19 protein-coding genes are annotated in these 22,053 nt (G+C 71.8%); 5 read left to right on the top strand and 14 right to left on the bottom strand.

The annotated features are described in order from the left end of the window. Positions 1-39 precede the first annotated feature (39 nt). Positions 40-570, bottom strand: a complete 531-nt coding sequence (locus ACFPGP_RS02540) for a hypothetical protein (protein ID WP_378586461.1) — start codon at positions 568-570, stop codon at positions 40-42. 77 nt (positions 571-647) lie between these two features. On the opposite strand from ACFPGP_RS02540, the gene ACFPGP_RS02535 reads away from it, so the two are divergent. Continuing rightward, positions 648-1,091, top strand: a complete 444-nt coding sequence (locus ACFPGP_RS02535) for a hypothetical protein (RefSeq protein ID WP_378586458.1) — start codon at positions 648-650, stop codon at positions 1,089-1,091. A 12-nt stretch (positions 1,092-1,103) separates the two neighbouring features. Here ACFPGP_RS02535 and ACFPGP_RS02530 read toward each other — a convergent pair whose 3' ends face one another. The 4 genes from ACFPGP_RS02530 to ACFPGP_RS02515 form a co-directional block, all read right to left on the bottom strand. Then, positions 1,104-3,059 (bottom strand): M13 family metallopeptidase, encoded by a 1,956-nt coding sequence (locus tag ACFPGP_RS02530; RefSeq protein WP_378586455.1) that lies wholly within the window; start codon positions 3,057-3,059, stop codon positions 1,104-1,106. Between the two features lie 36 nt (positions 3,060-3,095). Then, a complete protein-coding gene (locus ACFPGP_RS02525) occupies positions 3,096-4,073 on the bottom strand; it encodes an NADPH:quinone oxidoreductase family protein (protein ID WP_378586453.1) in 978 nt (325 codons plus the stop codon). A gap of 29 nt (positions 4,074-4,102) precedes the next feature. Then, positions 4,103-5,320, bottom strand: a complete 1,218-nt coding sequence (locus ACFPGP_RS02520; RefSeq protein ID WP_378586451.1) for a M15 family metallopeptidase — start codon at positions 5,318-5,320, stop codon at positions 4,103-4,105. 250 nt (positions 5,321-5,570) lie between these two features. Continuing rightward, positions 5,571-7,010: an MFS transporter gene (locus ACFPGP_RS02515; RefSeq protein ID WP_378586448.1), complete on the bottom strand. Its 1,440-nt coding sequence runs from the start codon at positions 7,008-7,010 to the stop codon at positions 5,571-5,573. 54 nt (positions 7,011-7,064) lie between these two features. On the opposite strand from ACFPGP_RS02515, the gene ACFPGP_RS02510 reads away from it, so the two are divergent. The 3 genes from ACFPGP_RS02510 (at position 7,065) to ACFPGP_RS02500 (ending at position 8,919) form a co-directional block, all read left to right on the top strand. Then, complete coding sequence (locus ACFPGP_RS02510) at positions 7,065-7,925, top strand: GTP-binding protein LepA (RefSeq protein ID WP_378586445.1); 861 nt, start codon at positions 7,065-7,067, stop codon at positions 7,923-7,925. Between the two features lie 140 nt (positions 7,926-8,065). Next, positions 8,066-8,341, top strand: coding sequence for a hypothetical protein (locus tag ACFPGP_RS02505; RefSeq protein WP_378586442.1), 276 nt, complete (start codon positions 8,066-8,068; stop codon positions 8,339-8,341). A gap of 146 nt (positions 8,342-8,487) precedes the next feature. Then, positions 8,488-8,919, top strand: a complete 432-nt coding sequence (locus ACFPGP_RS02500; protein ID WP_378586440.1) for a MarR family winged helix-turn-helix transcriptional regulator — start codon at positions 8,488-8,490, stop codon at positions 8,917-8,919. A 12-nt stretch (positions 8,920-8,931) separates the two neighbouring features. On the opposite strand, the gene ACFPGP_RS02495 is transcribed toward ACFPGP_RS02500, so the two are convergent. Then, entirely contained in the window at positions 8,932-9,504 is a 573-nt protein-coding gene (locus tag ACFPGP_RS02495; protein WP_378586438.1) for a TetR/AcrR family transcriptional regulator, read from the bottom strand. Between the two features lie 59 nt (positions 9,505-9,563). Here ACFPGP_RS02495 and ACFPGP_RS02490 point away from each other — a divergent pair, with 59 nt between their 5' ends. Continuing rightward, positions 9,564-11,117, top strand: coding sequence for a sulfatase family protein (locus ACFPGP_RS02490; protein ID WP_378586435.1), 1,554 nt, complete (start codon positions 9,564-9,566; stop codon positions 11,115-11,117). Positions 11,118-11,123: 6 nt separating this feature from the next. Here the strand turns inward: ACFPGP_RS02490 and ACFPGP_RS02485 are convergent, their stop codons facing one another. The 8 genes from ACFPGP_RS02485 to ACFPGP_RS02450 all read right to left on the bottom strand — a co-directional run. Beyond that, a complete protein-coding gene (locus ACFPGP_RS02485; RefSeq protein WP_378586432.1) occupies positions 11,124-12,641 on the bottom strand; it encodes a fatty acid desaturase in 1,518 nt (505 codons plus the stop codon). Positions 12,642-12,738: 97 nt separating this feature from the next. Continuing rightward, positions 12,739-13,413: a hypothetical protein gene (locus ACFPGP_RS02480; protein WP_378586429.1), complete on the bottom strand. Its 675-nt coding sequence runs from the start codon at positions 13,411-13,413 to the stop codon at positions 12,739-12,741. Between the two features lie 234 nt (positions 13,414-13,647). Then, positions 13,648-14,637 (bottom strand): electron transfer flavoprotein subunit alpha/FixB family protein, encoded by a 990-nt coding sequence (locus ACFPGP_RS02475; protein ID WP_378586426.1) that lies wholly within the window; start codon positions 14,635-14,637, stop codon positions 13,648-13,650. After that, positions 14,634-15,404 (bottom strand): electron transfer flavoprotein subunit beta/FixA family protein, encoded by a 771-nt coding sequence (locus ACFPGP_RS02470; protein ID WP_378586423.1) that lies wholly within the window; start codon positions 15,402-15,404, stop codon positions 14,634-14,636. Before ACFPGP_RS02470 ends, ACFPGP_RS02475 begins: the two co-directional genes overlap by 4 nt. 4 nt (positions 15,405-15,408) lie before the next feature. Beyond that, positions 15,409-17,937 carry a GcvT family protein gene (locus ACFPGP_RS02465; RefSeq protein WP_378586420.1) on the bottom strand — a complete coding sequence of 843 codons (2,529 nt, stop codon included), beginning with the start codon at positions 17,935-17,937 and terminating at the stop codon, positions 15,409-15,411. A gap of 163 nt (positions 17,938-18,100) precedes the next feature. Further along, positions 18,101-19,054, bottom strand: a complete 954-nt coding sequence (locus tag ACFPGP_RS02460; protein WP_378586417.1) for an ABC transporter substrate-binding protein — start codon at positions 19,052-19,054, stop codon at positions 18,101-18,103. An 82-nt stretch (positions 19,055-19,136) separates the two neighbouring features. Next, positions 19,137-21,185 carry an ABC transporter permease gene (locus ACFPGP_RS02455; protein WP_378586414.1) on the bottom strand — a complete coding sequence of 683 codons (2,049 nt, stop codon included), beginning with the start codon at positions 21,183-21,185 and terminating at the stop codon, positions 19,137-19,139. Next, positions 21,182-22,053, bottom strand: an 872-nt coding sequence (locus ACFPGP_RS02450) for an ATP-binding cassette domain-containing protein (protein WP_378586411.1), incomplete at its 5' end; no start/stop codon positions are given. The genes ACFPGP_RS02455 and ACFPGP_RS02450, both read right to left, overlap by 4 nt.

Here is a 22,053-nt window from a genome sequence, read left to right as displayed (position 1 = left end):
AGCGCCCGGCCGGGGCGACCGCGAGCGGCGCCCGGTCGCTCAGGCGGCCGGGCCCTGCTCGCGCACCTCGGCCACGCGGCCCATGGCGTCGCGCAGCTCGGCGAGCCAGTCGCCCTCGTGCTGCCCGACCAGCCGCACGCACCAGGCCAACGCGTCCGCGCGCGACCGCGCCACGCCGGCGTCGACCAGCGTGTCGAGCACCCGCCGCTGCGGCTGGCGCAGGCGGGTCATCACCGGCGCCGACACGTGGGTCCAGAGCACCTCGCGCTCCCCGACGACGAGGCCCCACGAGACCTTGCGCTCGAAGCGGTGCTCGGCCTCGCGGGCGATGGCCATCCGCTGGTCGCGCGTCTCCTCGCGGAACGCCGAGGCCCGGCCGGCCCGCGCCTCGTCGAGCGCGGCCGCACTGGGCGCGTCGCCCTCGCCCGGCAGCTCGACGTCCGGCACCGTCAGCACGACCGTGATCTCCTCGCGGTCCACCGTGACCCGCGGCGGGGCCACCTGCCACTCCTGCGGGAGGCGGCCGGCGAACCAGCCCTGCACCCGCTCCTGCTGCTCATCAGTAATCATGTAATCATGATTACACACCAGCCAAGGCCGGGCTGGACATGGTCGTGGCCGCGCTCGGCGCGGCGGAGGATCGAGACATGAACACCCGACATCTCCGCTCCGCACCACTCCTGCTCGTGGCCGCCGGCGCGCTGGCGCTCAGCTTCACCGGCGGCGCGGTCGCCGGCGGGATGATCACCGGTGCCGACATCAAGGACGGCACGGTCACCACCACCGACATCGGGAACCACTCACTCCTGACCCGCGACCTCACCCCGGGCACCGTCGCCGCGCTGAAGGGGGTCACCCAGGTCGGCATCCGGACCGGCTCGACCCCTGTCGCCGCGGGCGACCCCGTGCACGAGACGCTCAACTGCCCCCACGGCAGGTACCTGCTCTCGGCGAGCGCCTTCTGGGGCACGTCCAACGCCGCCGTGCAGGTCGCCTACGCCGAGGCGCTCACCGGCGCGAGCTTCTACTCCGACCCGCTGCCGGGCGACGACACCCTGCAGACCCAGGTCATCTGCGCCAAGCTCGGCTGAGCGCTCCGGACCTCACCAGATCCGCACGCGCTCCGCGGGGTCGAGCCAGAGGCCGTCGCCCTCACGGGTGCCGAACACCTCGTGGAACTCGTCGAGGTTGCGCACGATGTTCGCGCGGAACTCCGCGGGGCTGTGCGGGTCGATGGTGAGGAACTGCAGCTCCTGCTCCTTGCGCCGCTTGGTGCGCCAGCAGTAGGCCCAGTTGAGGAACAGGCGGCGACGGGCGTCGTCGTCGGCCTGGCCGCCGCGGGAGATCACGTACGCCTTGTGGCCGATGGTGAGGCCGCCGAGGTCGCCGATGTTCTCGCCCACGGTCAGCTGGCCGTTGACGTGCTCGCCGGGCAGCGTGCGCGGCTCGAAGCCGTCGTACTGCTCGACCAGCGCCTTGGACTTGACCTCGAAGGCCGCCTTGTCGTCGGGCGTCCACCAGTCCTCGAGGTTGCCCTTCGCGTCGTACTGCGCGCCCTGGTCGTCGAACCCGTGCCCGATCTCGTGACCGATGACCGCCCCGATGCCCCCGTAGTTCTCCGCCGGGTGCGCGTCGGGGCTGAAGAACGGCCGCTGCAGGATGCCGGCCGGGAAGCAGATCTCGTTGGTGCCGGGGTTGTAGTAGGCGTTGACGGTCTGCGGCAGCATGAACCACTCGTCGCGGTCGACCGGCGAGCCGATCTTGCGCAGCTGGCGGTCGGTCTCGAAGGCGGAGGCGGCCGCGACGTTGCCGAGCAGGTCGCCGGGGGTGACGACGAGCTCGGAGTAGTCGCGGAAGGTGTCGGGGTAGCCGATCTTGGGGCGGAAGGTGGCCAGCTTCTCGTAGGCCCGCTGCTTGGTCTCCTCGGTCATCCAGTCGAGGTCCGCGATCGAGCGGCGGTAGGCCTCGAGCAGGTTCGCGACCAGCTCGTCCATCTGCGCCTTGGACTCCGGCGGGAAGTGCCGCGCGACGTACTCGCGGCCCACGGCCTCGCCGATCGCCCCCTCGACGAGGCTGACGCCCCGCTTCCAGCGGGCCCGCAGCTCGGGAGTGCCGTTGAGGGTGCGTCCGTAGAAGTCGAAGTTGACCTCCACGAAGTCGTCGGTGAGGTACGCCGCCGCGGCGCGCAGCACGTGGCTCTGCAGCCACTGCCGCCAGTCCTCGATCGGCACCTCCTCCAGCACGGTCGAGAGGTGGGCGAGGTACGACGGCTGGCGCACGCAGACCTCGGCCAGCACCGAGTCGGTGTCGACGTGCGGGCCGCTGAGGTTGGTGACCCACGCGTCCCAGTCGAAGGCCGGGCACAGCTCGCGGAGCTCGTCGCCGGTCATCAGGTTGTAGGTCTTCTGGACGTCGCGGGTCTCCGCGCGCTCCCAGTGGCCCTGCGCCAGCCGGGTGTCGATGGCCAGGACCGTCCGCGCCGCCCCCGCCGGGTCGGGATGCTCGGCGAGACCGAGCAGATCGGTGAGGTAGCCGACGTACTTCTCCCGCACCTCGGCGAACTTGTCGTCGCGGTAGTAGGACTCGTCGGGCAGGCCGAGCCCGCCCTGCACGACGTGGAAGAGGTAGCGGTCGGAGTTGCGGTCGTCGGTGTTGACGTAGGAGCCGAACAGGCCGTGGCCGCCGATCCGCTCGAACTCGCCGAGGAACGCCGCGAGGTCGCGCACGTCGCGCAGCGCCTCGGTGGCGTCGAGCAGCGGCCGCACCGGGCGCAGGCCGAGGCGGTTGATCGCCTCCTCGTCCATGAACGAGGCGTAGAGGTCGTGGATCTTGCGCTGGTCGTCGTCGAGGTCCGCGGGGTCGGCTGCCGCGAGGCCCTCGATGATCGCGCGCACCTGCGCCTCGGCGACGTCGGCGAGCTGGACGAAGGGGCCCCAGCTCGAGCGGTCGGAGGGGATCTCGGTCTCGGCCAGCCACCGGCCGTTGACGTGACCGAAGAGGTCGTCCTGGGGGCGGATGTCGTGGTCCATGCCCGCCTGGGCGTCGTCGAGTGTCGTCACGGGGGCCACCTTACGATCCCGGCGCGCCCGGCGGGGTCAGGCGTCATCCTCGCGCACCCGGACGACGGACTTGCCCAGGGTCCGGCGCGCGTCCATGTCGGCGAGCGCGCGGCCGAAGTCGTCCAGCGCGTACGACGCGCCGATCGGCGGGCGCAGCGCGCCGGCCGCGAGGAGCGGGGCGAGCGCGTCCCACTGCTCGTGCATGTAGCCCGGACGCGCCATCGCGTAGGCGCCCCAGCCGACGCCGCGGACGTCGGTGTTGTTGAGCAGCAGGCGGTTGACCTTGACCTCGGGGATGCCCTGCCCGGAGGCGAAGCCGACGACGAGCAGCCGGCCCAGCGGCGCCAGCGCACGCAGGGAGTCGGTGAAGACCTCTCCGCCCACCACGTCGAGCACGACGTCGGCACCCTCGCCCCCGGTGAGCTCGAGCACGGCGTCCTTGAAGCCGTCGAGCAGCACGGCCTCGTCGGCGCCGGCCTGCCGCGCGAACGCCGCCTTCTCCTCGGTGCTGGTGACGGCGACGACCCGGGCGCCGAGTCCCTTCGCGACCTGGATCGTCGCGGTGCCGACGCCGCCGGCGCCGCCGTGCACGACGACGGTCTCGCCCTCCCGCAGGCCGCCGCGCTCGACGAGGGCGAACTGCGCCGTCAGGTAGTTCATCGGCAGCGCCGCACCCTCGTCGTACGAGACGTCGTCGGGGAGGCTGAACACCGACATCGGCGGTGCCACGACCAGCTCGGCCGCCCCGCCGTACGGCAGGACGCCGGCGACGCGCTCCCCGACCCGGTAGCCCTCCGGTCCGCTGACCACGGAACCGGCGAAGTCGACGCCGAGCGTGAACGGCGGCTCGGGGCGCAGCTGGTACTCACCGCGGCTCAGCAGCAGGTCGGGGAACGAGATGCCGACCCGGTGGACCGCCACCAGCACCTCGTCCGCGCGCGGCTGCGGGTCCGGCACCTCCACCACGCGCACGTCGTCGGGACCGGTGGGCGTGAGGACCTGGACGGCGCGCATGGGGACGATGGTGGCAGACGGACGTGGGGCTACCGCACCGCCACGAGCGCCGCGAGCTCGAAGTGCATGGGGTCGGTGTAGCGCCAGGTGCCGCCCCACGAGAAGCCCCACTTCTCGAAGATCGACACCACGCCGCGGTCCATCTCGCCGACGGTGCCGCGCTGGTTGCCGGGCACGTTGAAGTCCATGGCCAGGCCGAAGGAGTGGTTGGAGAGCGTCGTGGTGCCGGCGATGAAGCGCGGCACGTAGCAGCCGGCGTACTCCGAGGGGTGCAGCTCGTCGGCCAGCCCGCGCGCCTGCACCTCCGTCAGCGCGGCCTCGAGCTGCGGGAAGATCGCGGTGTTGCACGTCATCGAGCCGATGATCGGCATGGTGCGGGTGCTGATGTGCGAGGCCACCCACGAGGGCTCGGGCGCGATCCGCCCGCCGCCGAGCACCGTGTAGTTGAACGTGCCCACGGCCTCCGCGATGCCGCCGCCGGTGAAGACGGCGGTCTGCTGGACGCTGGTGTCGAGGCCGAATCGGGCCGCGGTGTCCTGGCGCTGCACCGACGCGTCGTCCCCGACGATCCGCTCGATCGGGCCGCGCAGCGAGACCGGCGCCGCCAGGCCGGTGTTCACCAGCAGCGCGTTGCTCTCGGGCATGCCGAGGTCGGCGCCCCACGACCGGTTGACCACGGCGTCGACCTGCTCGACCTGCGGCGCGTAGGCGCCGATGTGCAGGGTCGGTGCGGCGGCGCTGCTGCCGAGGGTGAGCTCGTCGGCGTCCTTGCCGAGGCGCTTGGCGAGCTCCGGGGTCACCGCCACCTCCCCGCCGGCGACCCGGTCCCAGGCCTCCTGCAGCGTGGCCGAGGCGTCGGGGGTGAACCGCCGGTAGCCGGCGGGATCCACGACGGCCACGTTCACCGCGCGGTTCTCCAGCGTGACCTGCGAGAGGCCGATCGGCTCGACCGCTGCGACGTCGCGCAGCCGCTTGATCCGCTGCACCACCGAGGCCGGCAGGTCGTGCTTGCTGACCACGAGGAGGTCCGCGTAGTAGCGCGCCCCGGTCAGCCGGCCCGGCGGGTCGACGGCGTGGTCGGTGGCGGTCGCGGTCGAGACGGCCGGGGTGCTGGGCACGGCGCCGGTCCGGTCGGTGCCGGGCCCGCCACCCGGGTCGGCGTCGGCGCCGCCGCACGCCGCCAGGGCGAGAGCGAGCACGCCGCCGCCCACGGCCGCGACCACCCGACGCCCCCTCGTCCCACCCACGCGACAAGGGTAGGTCGAGGGCCTGCGGGGCACCGGCGATCCGGGAGGCAGACGTTCGACGACCCCGGACCGACGTCGACATGTGGGGTTGCGGTCCGGGGTCGCCTGAATGCTCCCGACGGGGGATTCGGGGCAGGGCGCGAGCGCCCGGGCCTCATTGAACCGACACGCGCGGTCTGCCGTCCCGGGATTGACAACTTCTTGGCCGAGGCCACACCGGATGAGGCTTTTCTGGACTGGTCCAGCGGGGTCAGGGACCGGTCGGCGCACCCTCCCCGACGGGTCGCTCGAGCACGTCCGAGCGGATCATCGTCCACGAGACCGCGGCCCCGATCGAGAGCAGCACGGCGCACGCGACGACCGCCCGGGTGTAGCCGGTGTCGAACGCCGTGGGGTCGGCGTACGCCTCCCCACCGAGGCCGACCGCCACGGGCAGCGCGGCGATCGCGAGCAGGGAGCCGGCCCGGGCCAGTGCGTTGTTGACGCCGCTCGCGACGCCCGCGTGGTGCTGCGGCGCGGCGGCCAGGACGGTCGCCGTGAGGGTGGCGACCAGCAGCGCCAGCCCGAGGCCGAAGACGACCAGGCCGGGGACGACGTCGGCCAGGTAGCCGGAGACCCCGGCGGTGTCGGGCCCGACCCGCAGCAGGAGCAGCGAGCCGGCCGCCATGACCAGGGGACCGAAGGTCATCGGGATCCGCGGCCCGATCCGGGCACCGAGCCGGCCCCCCGCCGTCGCGAGGAGCAGCATGCAGATCGTGACCGGCAGCGTGGCGATCCCGGCCGCGAACGCCGAGTAGCCCGAGACGGTCTGCAGCTCGATGACGAGGAAGAAGAGCACGGCACCGAGGGCGCCGTACACGACCAGCGTCATCGCGTTGGCGGCGCTGAAGGTCCGGCTCGCGAACAGGCCGAGCGGGAGCAGCGGCTCGCTCACCCGCTGCTCGACCAGGACGAACGCACCCATCGCCCCGATCCCCACCAGGCCGGCCACGACCGCCGCGGAACCGCCCCACTGGATCAGCCCGTACGTCAGCCCCGCGAGTGCCAGGGTCACCAGCACCGCCCCCGCCAGGTCGAAGCGCTGCGGCGGCGAGGGGTCGCGCGACTCGGGGACGTAGCGCCGCGCCAGCACCACCGTGAGCACCGCGAGCGGGAGGTTGATCCAGAAGATCCAGCGCCACGACGCCTGGTCGACCAGCAGCCCGCCGACGAACGGCCCGACTGCCGCCGCGATGCTGCCCAGCGCCGACCAGGCGCCGATCGCCGGCGCGCGGTCCTCGGGGCGGAACGTCGTCTCGAGGATCGCCAGGCTCCCGGGGGTGAGCAGCGCCGCTCCGACGCCCTGCAGCAGGCGCGCCGCGACCAGCACCTCCGGCGTCGGCGCCAGGCCGCACAGGGCCGAGGCCAGCGCGAACCACACGGTGCCGACGACGAAGACCTTGCGCCGCCCGAACCGGTCGCCCAGCGACCCGCCGAGCAGGATCAGGCTGGCCAGGGAGAGCAGGTAGGCGTTGGTGATCCACTGCAGCTCGGCCAGGGTGGTGTCGAGCTCCTCACCGATCGTGCGCAGCGCGATGTTGACGACGGTGCCGTCGAGCAACGCCATGCCGGACCCGATGGTGGTGGCGGCGATGACTCCGCGCCCGGGGGCGCCACCCATCCGCAACGTCCCCGGCGCCGAATCGACCACGTGTCCGAGAGTAGGCCGTGCACCCGGCCCGCGGCCGTCACCAGAGGGGGCGGCGTGAGCCGCCCACGCACCATCGAGCTGCGCCTCGAGGAGCACGTGGACCGACTCGGGGCCGAGCACCCGCCGATCGACCTCGACTCGGTCGACTTCGACGTGCGTTCCCCGCAGCTGCTCGACGAGCGCTTCGGGCACGTGCTCGACTACATGGCGCGGGTCGAGCTCGAGGTCGACCGCAACGTGCTCGAGCTGACCACGATGCTCCCCGACCCACCCGACGTCGACCGTCGCTTCTACGCCGAGGTCTGGCAGCCGCAGGAGGTCCGGCACGGGCAGATCCTCGACGAGCTCCAGGTGCGCCTGGGCCGCGAGCCCGCCGTCGCCGACACCGCCCACGTGTCGGTCAAGTTCCGCGTCCTCGGCGCGCTGGCCCACCTCTCGCCGGTGCAGGACGTCGTCCGGATGCTCTACTACCTCACCGGCATCGCGACCGAGCGTTCCGCCGTGCTCGCCTACACCCTGCTCCACGACGGCGTCCTGGACCTCGGCGAGACCGCGATCGCCCGGACGGTGGTGGCACCGATCCGGCGACAGGAGCCCGGCCACTTCGCCTTCTACACGATGTCGGCGCGCGGCCTCGCCGAGCAGCTGTCGGCCTGGCAGACCTGGCTGGTACGGCGCATGCGTCGCAGCTCGTTCGCCCCGGTCGGCGCGAACGACGAGCAGCAGAAGGCCGACTTCGGCGAGGTCATGGCCGCCCTCGGCATCGACCGGGACGTCGAGTCGTTCGCGACCCAGATCTCCCGCGTGGAGCGGGAGCTGCTCTGGGCCCGCGACCGGGGGCTGCGCCTCCCCGACCACGTCGTCGCGGCCTTCCGCGAGGCCGTGGAGCTCGCCCACGAGCGCCGGCACGACTGACCGTCGCGCCGGCGGACCGCGCCACGCCCTCGACGGGCACGGAGGACTGGTCCGGGCACGGAGTTGCTTGACTTCTGATGATTAGAACTCTAACAATAGCCACCCACGGAGCATCCGCCACCACCCGAAGGGGAATCGACATGACCACGCTCGCCGTTCGACACACCGTGCAGGACTTCGCCACCTGGAAGGCCGGGTTCGACGGGCACGACGGTGCCCGCCGCGACCACGGGTCGACGGGTTACCGCGTGCTCCACGAAGGCAACAACGTCCTGGCCCTGATCGACTTCCCGGACACCGCGTCGGCGCAGGCGTTCCGGTCCGACCCGGCTCTGCGCGAGGTGATGCAGAAGGCGGGCGTCGTCGGTGCGCCGGACATCAGCACGTGGACCGAGGACTCCGAGGAGCGGTACTGAGCGCCGACCGCTCTCCCGGAACGAAGGGCTCCCGGCGCGGGGGCCCTTCGACGCGCGCGCCCCGCAGCGCCTTCGAGCGGGAGTTCCCCGGGGGCAGCGAGTCCGCCAACGCCTGCAGCCTGGCGCTCGCCCGGACCGGGGAGGGCATGCTCACGGCCATCGACAAGGCCCTGCGTCACCACCACCTGTCCCGGGCAGGGCGCGAGGCCCTGGCGGTGCTGGAGGGAGCCGAACGACCCCTCTCCCCGACCGAGATCGCCGGCCGGCTGATCGTGACCACGGCCAGCGTGACGTCCCTGCTCGACACCCTCCAGCGACGGGGGCTGGTCGAGCGCCGACCGGACCCGACCGACCGTCGCAAGCTGCTCGTGGTGATCACCGACGAGGGGCGGGCCCTCGTCGACCAGTTCCTCCCCGAGGTCGTCGCCCTGGAGACCGCCGCGCTGGCCGGCCTCTCCGAGCCACAACGCGCACAGCTCCTCGAGCTGCTGGGAGTCGTGGAGGCAGGTCTCGGCGCCCTGGCACACGACGACGTGGTGCAGTCGGCACGGCCCCGGAGCACACCGGGCCGCGGCTGACGCGACGGCCGGTCAGCGCAGCACGCGCGCGGCCACCCACGCGATGTCGGCGCCGGTCTCCTCCGGCGAGCCGGAGGGCTGCATGACGTGGCTGAGCACGACCCGGACGACCAGGTCGATGGCGACGTCGAGGTGGTCGTCGTCGAGCGGCAGGGCGTACGGCGCGACCCGCTCGCGCACCACGGTCTTGGCGACGGCGAGCAGGCCCTCGGCGTGGGTCGTCAGCAGCGGCAGCAGCTCGGTGTCCGCGCCGTGCGTGGCCGACACGACCGCGTGCAGCAGGGGGTTGTCGCGGGCCAGCTCCAGCACGCGGCGGGTCGCATCGCCGATCGCGGCCACGAGGTCGGTCGGGTGGTCGTCGAAGGCGGCGGTGACCACGGCCAGGAACCGCTCGAGCTCGGCGAGGATCATCGCCTCGGCCAGGGCGTTCTTGGTGCCGATCTCGTTGTAGACCGTCTGCCGGCTCACGCCGACCCGGTCGGCGAGCCGGGCCATGGTCACCTGCGACCAGCCGACCTCGCTGGTCATGCCGACGGCGGCGTCGACGATCCGCTCGCGCAGTGACAGCGAGACCGGCGCGTGCATGCGGTCAATCTAGCTGCGGTGCCCTACCCTCGATGGCCGAGATCGCATCCATGGGGTGAATGTTGTCGCACGCACACCGTGTCAGGGCCGGGGTCACCGCGGCCGTCGCCCGTGTCACCAGCCGGGTCGTCGTCCCGACCGTGGCACTGGCGCTGGCCCTGTCACTCCCGTCGGGGGCCGTGCTGCCACCGTCGGGGGCCTCGGCCGCGGTCACGCCACCGCCGGCAGCCGCGCGGGGCACCGACGCCCGGCCGAACATCCTGCTGATCACGAGCGACGACCAGCGCGACGACGAGATGCCGTGGATGCCCTTCACCCGGCGGCTCATCGGTCGCACCGGTGTCGACGTCACCGACTTCATCAGCCCGCACCCGCTCTGCTGCCCGGCGCGCGCGGAGATCTTCACCGGTGAGTACGCCCACAACAACGGCGTGCGCCACAACGGCGGCCCGTACGGCGGCTGGCAGGCCTTCGTCGACGCGGGCAACAGCGACGAGCACCTCGGCGTCTGGCTCCAGGACGCCGGTTACCGCACCGCGTTCGTCGGCAAGATGCTCAACGGCTACGACCGCAGCGCGGCGGTGCTGCCCGGTTTCGACCACTGGAACCCGACCGTCGCGGCTCCCTACGCCTACTACGGCACCACGTTCTTCGACGACGGCCAGCCCCGGCAGTACCGCGACGACTACGTCGCCGACGTCGCGGCGGACTACGCACACGACTACATCCGGGAGTTCAGTGCGCAGCAGGCCCCGTGGTTCCTGTGGATCTCCCACGTCGGTCCGCACGACGCGCACCGCAACGGGGTCGACCGGGCGCCGATCCCCGCCGAGCGGCACGCCGACCTCTTCCCCGACGAGGTGCCCCCGAGCCTCGCCAGGGACTCGTTCAACGAGCCGGACACCGGTGACAAGCCGTCGGAGGTCCGCACGGGGAAGGTGCGCAAGCGGGCGATCACCGCGGAGTTCCGGGCCCGCATCCGCTCGCTCCAGGCGATCGACGAGGCCAACCGGGCCGCGGTCCGCCAGCTGCGCCGCCTCGGTGAGCTCGACGACACGATCATCGTCTACACCTCGGACAACGGCTACCTGCTCGGCGAGCACCGGCTCACGGGCAAGAACGTGCCGTACGAGGAGGCGCTGCAGGTGCCGTTCCTGGTCCGTGGTCCGGGACTGCCGCGGGGCGAGGAGCTCGACGAGCGGCTGACCATGGTCGACGTCGCGCCGACCTTCCTCCACGCCGCCGGGGTCCTGGCCGACGTGCGCGCCGCCGGCCACACCGACGGGATCGACATGTGGCCGGTGCTCACGGGCCGGAGGTCGGCGCCCTCGACGCACCTGACCCAGGCCGGCACGAGCAGCCCCGAGGTGCAGGCGGCGTTCGGCTGGTGGTGGCGGGGCGTCACCACCGACCGCTGGTCCTACACCCGCTGGTGGACCGGCGAGACCGAGCTGTACGACCGCTCCGCGGACCCGCTGCAGCTCGACAACCTCGCCGACGACCCGACGTACCGCAGCGTCCGTCGCGAGCTGCAGGACCGCCTCGACGTCCTCGGGTCGTGCGCCGGTCCGGCCGCGTGCAACCAGGACCTGGGGGCCGAGCCCCAGCCCTGATCCGCGTCAGGCGATCTCGCTGGTGGAGAGTGGCTGGAAGTCGACCTTCTCGCGCACGCCGCAGTCGGGGCAGCACCAGTCGTCGGGGATGTCGGCCCAGGCGGTACCGGCCGCGAACCCTTCGAGCTCGTTGCCGGCCACGACCTCGTAGGTGTACCCGCAGCCGGGGCACCGGGCGGCCAGGACCTCCTCCGCGACGGTGACGCCCGCGGGGGCGGCCGTCGGGTCGGCCGTCGGGTCGGCCGGGGCGGCGTGGCCGTCGGCGGGAGGTGCGGCCGTGGGCGCGCCGTACCGGGCGAGGTACTTCTCGCGCTTGCGCGGGCTGATGTTGGCGCGGCTGACGTCGCCGCCGACGTGGGCGAGCACGCGCGGGTCCATCACGCGGCGCCAGACGGCGGGGACGGCGGCCAGCACGATCATCCCGGCGTACCCGGTCGGGAGCACCGGCGACTCCTCGAAGTCGCGCAGCGCCTGGTAGCGCCGGGTCGGGTTGGCGTGGTGGTCGCTGTGGCGCTGCAGGTGGTACAGCAGCACGTTGGTGGCGATGTTGTTGGAGTTCCACGAGTGCGAGGGGTCGACCCGCTCGTAGCGCCGGCGCTCGCCGGCACCGACCTTCTGGCGCAGCATCCCGTAGTGCTCCATGTAGTTGACGACCTCGAGCAGCGAGAAGCCGACCACGGCCTGGATCACCAGGTAGGGCAGGATCCCGACGCCGAGCCAGGCGACCAGCGCGCCCCACAGCACGGCCGACATCAGCCAGGCGTTGAGCACGTCGTTGCCCAAGCGGAAGGGGTGCTGGTCGCGGCGGGCGTACCGCCTCTTCTCCAGGCGCCACGCGGACTTCAGCGACCCGACGACCGTGCGCGGCCAGAACTGGTAGAAGTTCTCGCCCAGGCGCGAGCTGGCGGGGTCCTCCGGGGTGGCGACGCGCACGTGGTGGCCGCGGTTGTGCTCGATGTAGAAGTGGCCGTAGAAGCTCTGCGCGAGGGCGATCTTGGACAGCCAGCGCTCGTGGCTCTCCTTCTTGTGGCCGAGCTCGTGCGCGGTGTTGATGCCGATGCCGCCGATGCAGCCGATCGAGACCGCCAGGCCGATCTTGTCGATCGTGGCGAGGTCACCGTTGCCGAACGGGTCGCCGTGCACCATCAGTGCGAAGGCGCCGACGAACCCGAGGTACTGGATCGGGAGGAACAGGTAGGTGATCCACCGGTAGTAGCGGTCCTGCTCCAGCGCCTCGATCACGTCGTCGGGCGGGTTGGACCGGTCGAGGCCCGCGAACAGGTCGACCGCCGGCACGATCACCAGGATCACGACCGGGCCGATCCAGAAGAACCCGCCGAACCCGGTGAGCGCCCACGCGCCGTAGCCGATGAAGGCGAGGGACGGGACGACGAGCCCGATCAGCCACAGGTAGCGCTTGCGGTCGCGCCACGAGTCCGTCGACCCGGTGGGCACGGTGCTGTTCGGGACGCCGGTCGGGCTGGTGGGCGTGCCGGCTCGCGGGGCCGGGGTGTTCGGCGGCATGGACACCTCCTGCTGGTTTTACAAAACCATAGGGTTTGTAAACCTGCGTGGCAAGGGTCTTGCTCCACGTCACCCCGGCCCGGCGGTGCGGGTCGGGTCAGGCCGCGAGGTGCGCGTCGACCTTCGCGTGGTAGCGGCGCCCGACCTTGCCGCCGGCCATCGCGGCGAGCGCCGTGACGACGAGCACCGCCAGGGCGGTGATCACGCCGCCGCTGGTCACCTGGTCGGTCGGGATCGGCAGGCGGGGCAGGTCGACGCGGTCGAGCACGTCGTACTGCGTGCCGAAGGCGACGCCGAGGACCACGGCGAGTGCCGTGACCAGGAGCCCCAGGAACCAGACGCCGAGGCCCTGGCGGCCGCCGTCGAAGCGCGACATCCGGCCCGCGACGTAGCCGCCGGCGTAGTAGCCGAGGGTCAGCACGACGAGCAGCACGATCGCCGCGACCAGGCTGATCGACCCGGCGGCCTGCTCGGCGTCGTCCTGGGTGATCGAGGTGTTCTGGTCGACGGCTGCGACGACGGCGCCGATCAGGCCGGTGAGCAGGACGGTCATGCCGACCGCGACCATCCAGCCGAAGAAGGCGGCGCCCCAGTTCATGCCGCCGAAGCGCTCGTGGGCGGTCGGGCCGGGGTCGACCACCCGCTCGGTGCGGGTGGTCGAGCCGTCGTCGGCCCGGTAGGGCGTGCGCTCGCCGTCACGCTCGGTGTAGGGAGTCGGGCGGCTGCTGGTGGACGTGGTGGCGACGTCCTCGTCGCGGGAATGCTTGGACACGGGGGCTCCTCCTCAGAGTCGAACCCCTGTCTCCTACCCGTTCGGGAGCTGTTCCACGCCTCGCGTCGGTGGGCGGGGCGCTGGGAGGGGTGGGTGCAATTCGCGGGTCAACCCGTGAATTGCTCCTTGTCGGACCGAGATAACCGTCAGTCAGTGACCATTTCACGGGTTCACCCGCGAAATGGGAGGCAGGGGTGACGCGTGTGACTGGCCGCACCCGCGAGCGGGGATCGGTCAGCCGCGCCGCCGCTTCAGCTCCTCGTTGATCGCGGGGAGGATCTCGTGCATGTCGCCGATGACTGCGTAGTGGGCCTTGCTCACCATCGGGGCCTCGGCGTCGGTGTTGATGGCGAGGATGGTCTTCGAGCTCGCGCAGCCCGACCAGTGCTGGATGGCGCCGGAGATGCCGCAGGCGACGTAGAGCTCGGGGCTGATCCGGCTGCCGGTCTGGCCGACCTGCTCGTGGTGGGGGCGCCAGCCGAGGCTGGTCACGACGCGCGAGACGCCGATCGTGCCGTGGAGCAGCTCGGCGAGCTCCTCGACGTCGGCGAAGCCCTCGGACCCGCCGGCACCGCGGCCGGCGCCGACGACGACGCGGGCCGACTTCAGGCTGCCCGACAGGTCGGGCGGCGGTGCCTCGCGGGAGACGACGCGCGCCACCAGGTCGGCCTCGGCGACCTCGGGCGAGGTCGCGACGACGCGCGCCGGGTCGCCGCCGGACTCCCCGGCCTCGACCGCGTGCCCGGCCACGGAGAAGATCGCCGGGCGTTGGCCCAGCCGCATCTCCTCGATCACGGCGCCGCCCACGACCTGGCGGGAGACGACGAACGGCGAGAGGCCGTGGAAGGCGATGGCGTTCGCGGCCATCGGGACGCCGAGACGGGCGCCCAGGTGGGCCAGGACCTCGTTGCCACGGGGGGTGCCGGCCGCGGTCACGACCACGGCGCCCGCGGCCTCGCGCACGGACTGCACCGCGGCGGCCCACGCCGCTCCGGAGTACGCCGCGAACTGCTCGCCGCTGGCGTGGTGGAGGTCGCGGACGCCGTGCGCGCCGACCTGCGCGGCCAGCGACTCGATGCTCAGGCCCTCGGGCAGGTCACCGACCACGACCGCGTCGATCGGGACGCCGCCACCCTCGGCCGACAGCGTGCGGGCGAAGGCCAGCGTCTCCAGCGACACCTCGACCGCGCCGGCGGCGTCGGTCTCGAGGAGCACGACGATCATCGGGTCACTCCCAGCTTCTCGAAGAGGTCGACGACGGCAGCGGCGGCCGCGGGACCCTCGCCCAGGATCTCCACCCGGCTCGGCGTCGGCGGGGGCAGCACCAGCCGCACCCGCTCGGGGCCGACCGGCTCGGCGCTGGGCGTGCGCTCCTCGACGGGCACCTTCTTGGCCTTCATCCGGCCCGGCACGGTCGGGTAGCGCGGCTCGACGCCGCCCTCGAGGATCGTCACCACGGCGGGCAGCGGCACCCGGAAGGTCTCCGGCCCGTCGGGGCCGTCGCCGCGGGCCGTGACAACGCCGTCGGCCACCTCGACCGTCGCGACGCCGTTCACGACCGGGCGGCCGAGCTCGTAGGCGAGCCGGATGCCGACCTGGAAGTCACCGCTGTCAGCGGCGTCGTTGCCGAGCAGCACGAGGTCGTGGCTGCGGCCCTCCGCCTCGTGCGCCCGGACCACGGCCGCGATCTCGCGGGCGACGTCGGCCGGGCCGAAGGCGGCGGGGTCCGCGACGACGTGCGTGGCGGCCGTGCAGCCGACGGCCAACGCGCCGCGCAGCTGCTCGACGGCCTCCTCGCTGCCGAGGGTGAAGGCGGTCGCCTCCCCACCGGTCGCCGCGGTCACCTGCACGGCGAGCTCGACGGCGCAGTCCTCGTGGGCGCTGACCGTGAAGCCGGCGTAGCGACCGTCGACGGACTGGGCGTCCTCGGTGAGGACCACCTCGCCGCTGGAGTCGGGGACCCGCTTGACGCAGACCAGGACGTTGGTCACCGGGTCACCGCATCCGCTCGTTGGCCGGGTCGAGGAGCGGCGTCGCGTCGACGGAGCCGACGGTCACCGGGTAGAGCTCCTCCATGTAGGACACCGCGAGCTGGTTGCCGATCACGGCCTCCTCCGGAGGCAGGTAGGCCAGCAGCACGTGCTTGCCGAGCGACGGCGCCGACCCGGCGCTGGTGACGTAGGGGTGGTGGCCGTGGCCGTCGGTCAGCGTTCCGCCGTCGCGGGTCAGGATCGGCTCGCCGCCGAGCATGTAGCGCCTGGTCCCGGACGCCGAGGTGTGGTCGTCGACGGTCAGGGTGCAGAGCACGGTCAACGGCTGTTCCTCGCGCTGGCGGAGGTAGTCCTCCTTGCCGATGAAGTCGGCCGCCTTGACCTTGGGCCGCTGCATGCCGGCCTCGACGATCGTGCGCTCGGCGTCGAGCTCCGCGCCGTACGCCCGGTAGCCCTTCTCGATGCGGCCGGTGGTGCCGTAGACCCCGATGCCGACCGGCACCACGCCGTGCGGCGAGCCGGCGTCGAGGAGCTGCTGCCACAGGGCGGCCGCGTCGTCCATCGACACGTAGAGCTCCCAGCCGAGCTCGCCGACGTAGGAGATCCGCGAGGCCAGCACCGGGACGCCCCCGACGGTGACCTGGCGGCAGCTGAGCATCCCGAAGCCCTCGTGCGAGACGTCGTCGGAGGTCAGCGCGGAGAGCACGTCGCGCGCCCGCGGGCCCCACAGGCCGATCGTCGAGATCTCGTCGGTGCGGTCGGTGAGCGTCGTCCGCCCGTCGTCGGGCAGCTGCGCGGTGAACCACGCGCGGTCGGCCATGCCGTGCGCACCGCCGGTGACCACGCGGAAGTGGTCGTCGCCGAGGCGCATCACGGTCAGGTCGGAGCGGAAGCCGCCCTTGGCGTCGAGCACCGGGGTGTAGATCACCTTGCCGACGGCCACGTCGCACTGCGCGACGCAGGTGCGCTGCACCGTGTCGAGCGCGCCGGGACCGACGATGTCGAGGACCTGGAACGCCGAGAGGTCGATCACCGCGCCCGCGTCGCGCATCCGCAGGTGCTCGGCGTTGATGATCGGGCTCCACCACCGCGCGTCCCACTCGTGCTCGCGCGGCATCACGCGGTCGCCGTACTCCTCGAGCAGGGCGGCGTTGGACTCGTACCAGAACGGGCGCTCCCAGCCGGCGGTCTCGAAGAAGACCGCGCCGAGCTTCTTCTGCGACTCGTGCATCGGCGAGAGGCGCTGGTCGCGGTCGGACTCGTACTGCTCGGCCGGGTGGATGATGCCGTAGGTCTTGATGAACGACTCGGTGGTCCGCAACTTGGTGTGCTCGCGACGCTTCTGGTGCGGGTGGAAGCGGGCGATGTCGCTGTGCGCGAGGTCGATCTCGGAGTGGCCGTCGGTCATCCACTCGGCCACGGCGCGCCCGACGCCCGGGCCCTCCTTGATCCACACGGCGGCGGCGCTCCAGAGGCCCTTGACCTCGCTCTCGCCGAGGATCGGCGCGCCGTCGCAGGTGAGCGACAGCAGGCCGTTGATGGCGTAGCGGATCTCCGCGCCCTCGGCGCCGAGCAGCTCGGGCATCAGCTCGTAGGCCTGCTCGAGCTGCGGGTCGAAGTCGTCCTCGGTGAAGGGCATCTCCGTCGGGGAGAGCTTGGCCTGTTCGATCGAGGGGATGTCTTCGGGCTCCATCAGGATCGCGCGGTGCGCGTAGGAGCCGACCTCCATGTCGGCGCCGTGCTGGCGCTCGTAGCAGAAGGTGTCCATGTCGCGCACGATCGGGATCGAGATCTCGCCCTCGAGGCCCGACAGCTGCGGGCAGGGACCGACCGAGATCATCTGGTGCACGGCCGGGGTGAGCGGGATCGAGACGCCCGCCATGTCGCCGATCTTGGGGCTCCAGACGCCGCAGGCGATGACGACGTGCTCAGCGTCGATGTCGCCGCCGTCGGTGCGCACCCGGGTGATCCGGCGCCGGCCGGTGGCGTCCTCCTCGGTGTCGAGGCCGGTCACCTCGACGTTGGGGACGACGGTCAGCGCGTCGAGCTCCATCGCCCGCTCGCGCATGATCGTGCCGGCGCGCAGGGAGTCGACCACGCCGACGTCGGGCTGCCAGAAGGCGCCGATGAACTGGTCGGTCTCGATGAAGGGCACCTTCTCCTTCACGAACTCCGGCGACACCAGCTCACCGGTGATGCCCCACGCCTTCGCGCTGGACATGCGCCGGCGCAGCTCCTCCATCCGCTCCTCGGTGCGGGCGAGCTCGAAGCCGCCGGACTTCGTGAAGACGCCCATCTCCTCGTACTGCTCCACCGAGTCGAGCGTGAGGTCGGTGATCTCGCGCGAGTGGTCGGTGAGGAAGATGAAGTTGGACGCGTGGCCGGTCGACCCGCCCGGGTTGGGCAGCGGGCCCTTGTCGATCTGCACGATGTCGCGCCACCCGAGCCTGGCCAGGTGCCAGACGAGGCTGTTGCCGACGATGCCGGCGCCGATCACCACGACCTTCGCCGAGGACGGGACTCCACTGCTCATGCTGCCCTCCCGGGGCGTGTCCTGATCTTGTTGCACATCGCGCAACACGGTGCGTATGGCGGAACAGCGAAAGCATCACCGCCGTGCCCGACGCCTGTCAAGGCGCGCGGAGCCGGAAATGACGAGACCGGGCCGCCCCTCGCGGGGCGGCCCGGTCAGCGCGTCAGTTGCCGAGCCAGGCGTCGACCTTGTCCTGGTTGTCGTCGATCCACTTCTGGGCGGCTTCCTCCGGGTCCATGCCGTCCTCGGAGATGTACTTGGCGACCACGTTCTGGTCGTCGTTGGTCCACTCGAAGTTCTGGACCAGGTCCACACCCGGGCCGCCCTCGTCGGCCCAGCTGGTGGAGACGACCTTCTTGAGCGTGGTCTCCGGGTAGTCGCAGTCGGTGGCCTCCGGCGGCTCCTGGCAGCCGTCCTCGTAGGGCGGCAGGTCGACCTTGGCCAGCGGCAGGTCGGCGAAGAGCCACTGCGGCTCGTAGAAGTAGCCGATCATGAAGTCCTTGTTCTCCTCGGCGCGCTGGAAGGCCGTGATGCTGGCCGCCTCCGAGCCGGAGAAGACAACCTCGAAGTCCAGGCCGAGGTTGTCGATGATCGCCTCGTCGAACTGCACGTACGACGGGTCGGCGCCGAGGAACTGGCCCTTGTCGCCGGTCTCCGACGTCGCGAAGTCGGAGGCGTACTTGTTGAGGTTGTTCCAGTCCAGGATGTCCGGGTGGGCCTCGGCGAGCCACGGCGGGACGTACCAGCCGATGATGCCGACGTTGCCGTTGGGCCCGAAGTCCTCGGCGCTGCCGTCACCGGACTCGGCGAAGAACTTCTTCTCCAGGTCGGGGTGGCCCCAGTCCTCGATGACGACGTCGACCTCGCCGGTGCCGAAGCCCTGCCAGGAGACGTCCTCCTTGAGGTCCTTGTAGTTGACCGTGCAGCCGAGCTGCGACTGGGCCACGGTGCCGACGACGTACGCGCTGGCCTCGTAGCCGACCCACGGGTTGACCGCCATGTTGATCTCGCCGCAGTCGCCCCCCGCCGCGGCGGCCTGGCTCTCGTTGGCCTGGGTCTCCTCGTCGATCGACGAACCACCGCACGCTGCCAGCGACAGCCCGGCCACAGCCGTCACTGCCAGGAGGCGGGTGCCCCTTCTCCAACTGATCCGCATTCCTACCTCCGTTGTGTGTTGCGGTGCGTCCCCCACCCGGCCGTCACGCCATGATCCGGCGACGGGTCGGGTTGATCTTCTTGGCGGCGCGGAACGTCTCCTTGTCGACGGCCGCCGCGGCCCGCATGATCCGGTCGATCATGATCCCGAGCAGGACGATCGTGATGCCGGCCGCGGCGCCGCGGCCCCACTCCTCGGAGCGGGACACGCCGAGGACGACGTCGTAGCCGAGCGCCCCGCCGCCCACCAGACCACCGATGACCACCATGGCGAGCACGTAGAGCAGGCCCTGGTTGGCGGCCAGCACGATGGAGCCGCGTGCCATCGGGATCTGGACCTTGGTGATCTCCTGCCAGGTCGTCACCCCCGTCGAGCGCGAGGCCTCGATGGTGCTGGGCGACACGGCTTTGACTCCGTCGGCCACGAGCTTGATCGCTACCGGTGCGGCGTAGATGATCGCCGCGATGATCGCCGCGAAGCGGCCGGGCAGGAACAACGCCACCGCGGGGATCAGGTACACGAAGGGCGGGATGACCTGCCCGGTGTCGAGGATCGGCCGCAGCACCACGTCCACGCGCGGACGCCTGGCCATCCAGACCCCGAGCACCAGCGCCAGGACCATCACGATCGCCGTGGCCACGAGCACCATCGAGAGCGTGATCATCGCGTCGTGCCAGAGGTCGAAGAACCAGATGCCGGCCAGGCAGATCACCGTCGGGACCAGCGCCTTGTTGCGGCCGAAGACCCACGCCAGCGCGAGGATGCCGGCCGCGGCGAGCCACCAGGGCGACTCGGCCAGCAGCGACTGGAGCGGGTCGAGGACCTTCGTCGTGACCTGGTCCTTGACGGCACCGGTGGCGGAGTCGAAGTTGTTGATCACCCAGTCCGCGAACTCGTTGACGCGGTCCTCCAGCCAGGGGCCGGCGTCCGTCTCGGGGAACTCCGCCGCCCAGGGGAAGTAGCGCGACATCCACACCGCGACCAGCGCGGCGACACCCGTGACGCCGAGGACGATCCAGCGCATGCGCCTGTCGCCACCACCGCCACGCGCCACCTTCTCGGCGCGCTGGCTGGCGGCGGTGGTGGTGCGGTCGAGCATCACCGCCATCACCACGATCAGCATGCCGGGCACGAAGGCGCCGCCGATGTCGGTGCGGATCAGCGCCTGCAGCACGGGCTTGCCGAGGCCGGGCCCGTCGACGTACGCCGCGATCGTGGCCATCGAGAGCGCGGCCATGATCGTCTGGTTGAGGCCGACCACGATCGTGGCGCGGGCCATCGGGATCTGCACCTTGAACAGCCGCTGCCAGAAGGTCTGCCCGGCGGAGTCGGTCGCCTCGACGGTCGTCGGGGAGACGCTCTTGATGCCGTAGGCCGCGATCCGGATGATCGGCGGCAGGGCGTAGATCAGCGTGCACACCACCGCGCCCGCGGGACCGATGCCGAAGAACAGCACGATCGGCAGCAGGTAGACGAAGGTCGGCAGCGTCTGCATCAGGTCGAGCAGGACCGTGATCGGCTTCTCGGCCCGGCTGCTGCTGGCGGTCCAGATCGCGAGGGGCATCCCGATGATGACGGCGACGGCGACCGCCACGAAGGTGACGATGAGCAGGTCCATCGCGTCGCTCCAGTAGCCGAAGAGGCCGAAGGAGACGAAGGAGAGAGCGACCAGCACCGCGATCCGGACGTTGGCGATGGCCAGCCCGATCCAGGTGGCGATGGCGGTGACGCCGAGCCAGCCGATCTGCGGCACCGGACGCGGGTAGTCGGGCACGGAGATCAGGTGGGAGAACCAGTCGAAGACGTCGTTGAACGTCGCCCCGATGGCGTAGGTGAGCTGGATGACCGGGCTGGTGTCGCGCCCGGCGATCACGTCGTCGCGGAAGCCGGCCAGGTTGAGCATCAGGTCGGTCTGCTCCCGGATCGGCCGGGCGAGGGTGTCGACTCCCTCGAAGAGGAGGAACAGCACGTACCAGACCACGACGACCCCGAGCGCCAGCCACCACTTCGAGATGACGCGCGGCTCCCGGAGCGGCGGCTCCTGCGACGGATCCGGCGCTGCCGGCGGCCGGTCGAGCGTGGCGGTGGTCATGCCGGCTCCGACGTGGCTTCCTCGGCGACCACGACCCGGAGGATCGCGTCGTCGTCGACGATGCCGACCAGCTGCCCGTCGTCGACCACCCGCACCGGGTGCTCGGAGGCCAGCGCCGCGCGGGCGGCCTGGCGCACGATCGTGTCGGAGGTCATCACCGGGCCCTCCATCGAGTCGTCGGGTCGCGGCTCGCGCATCACCCACCGCAGCGTCAGCACGTGCGAGCGGGGCACCTCGGAGACGAAGTCGCGGACGTAGTCGTCGGCCGGCGCACCCACCACCTCGTCGGGCGCGCCGATCTGCACGATCTCCCCGTCGCGCATGATCAGGATCCGGTCGCCGAGCTTGAGCGCCTCCTGCAGGTCGTGGGTGATGAACACCATCGTCTTGCCGAGCTCGTGGTGGAGGCGGATCACCTCGTTCTGCATGTCGCGGCGGATCAGCGGGTCGAGCGCCGAGAACGGCTCGTCGAAGAGCAGCATCTGCGGGTCGCCCGCCAGCGCGCGGGCCAGGCCGACGCGCTGCTGCATGCCGCCGGAGAGCTGGTCGGGGTAGGAGTACTCGTAGCCGTCGAGGCCGACCAGGCCGACCACCTGCTCGGCCTTCGCGCGCCGCTCCTTCTTCTTCATGCCGCGGATCTCGAGGCCGTAGGCGACGTTGTCGATCACCTGCTTGTGCGGCAGCAGGCCGAAGTGCTGGAAGACCATCGACACCCGCGAACGGCGCAGGTCGCGCAGCTGCGACTCGCTGGCCTGGGTGACGTCGACGCCGTCGATCTCCACCGTGCCGGCGGTGGGCTCGATCAGAGGAGAGTCCCCTGTGGTGGTGGGGTTTGAGGTCCAACGGCGGGGCTGCGTGACGTAGGCGG

This window comes from Nocardioides taihuensis (assembly GCF_042657275.1).
Lineage (GTDB): Bacteria > Actinomycetota > Actinomycetes > Propionibacteriales > Nocardioidaceae > Nocardioides > Nocardioides taihuensis.
This window is presented reverse-complemented; position numbering and strand designations above follow the sequence as displayed.

What these genes read in the sequence shown, in the direction of transcription:
- ACFPGP_RS02475 (WP_378586426.1), bottom strand. Translation starts at nt 14,637, where the DNA reads ATGATCGTCGTGCTCCTCGAGACCGACGCCGCCGGCGCGGTCGAGGTG.
- ACFPGP_RS02495 (WP_378586438.1), bottom strand. Translation starts at nt 9,504, where the DNA reads ATGCACGCGCCGGTCTCGCTGTCACTGCGCGAGCGGATCGTCGACGCC.
- ACFPGP_RS02535 (WP_378586458.1), top strand. Translation starts at nt 648, where the DNA reads ATGAACACCCGACATCTCCGCTCCGCACCACTCCTGCTCGTGGCCGCC.
- ACFPGP_RS02525 (WP_378586453.1), bottom strand. Translation starts at nt 4,073, where the DNA reads ATGCGCGCCGTCCAGGTCCTCACGCCCACCGGTCCCGACGACGTGCGC.
- ACFPGP_RS02490 (WP_378586435.1), top strand. Translation starts at nt 9,564, where the DNA reads ATGTTGTCGCACGCACACCGTGTCAGGGCCGGGGTCACCGCGGCCGTC.
- ACFPGP_RS02540 (WP_378586461.1), bottom strand. Translation starts at nt 570, where the DNA reads ATGATTACTGATGAGCAGCAGGAGCGGGTGCAGGGCTGGTTCGCCGGC.
- ACFPGP_RS02485 (WP_378586432.1), bottom strand. Translation starts at nt 12,641, where the DNA reads ATGCCGCCGAACACCCCGGCCCCGCGAGCCGGCACGCCCACCAGCCCG.
- ACFPGP_RS02500 (WP_378586440.1), top strand. Translation starts at nt 8,488, where the DNA reads ATGCTCACGGCCATCGACAAGGCCCTGCGTCACCACCACCTGTCCCGG.
- ACFPGP_RS02505 (WP_378586442.1), top strand. Translation starts at nt 8,066, where the DNA reads ATGACCACGCTCGCCGTTCGACACACCGTGCAGGACTTCGCCACCTGG.
- ACFPGP_RS02465 (WP_378586420.1), bottom strand. Translation starts at nt 17,937, where the DNA reads ATGAGCAGTGGAGTCCCGTCCTCGGCGAAGGTCGTGGTGATCGGCGCC.
- ACFPGP_RS02455 (WP_378586414.1), bottom strand. Translation starts at nt 21,185, where the DNA reads ATGACCACCGCCACGCTCGACCGGCCGCCGGCAGCGCCGGATCCGTCG.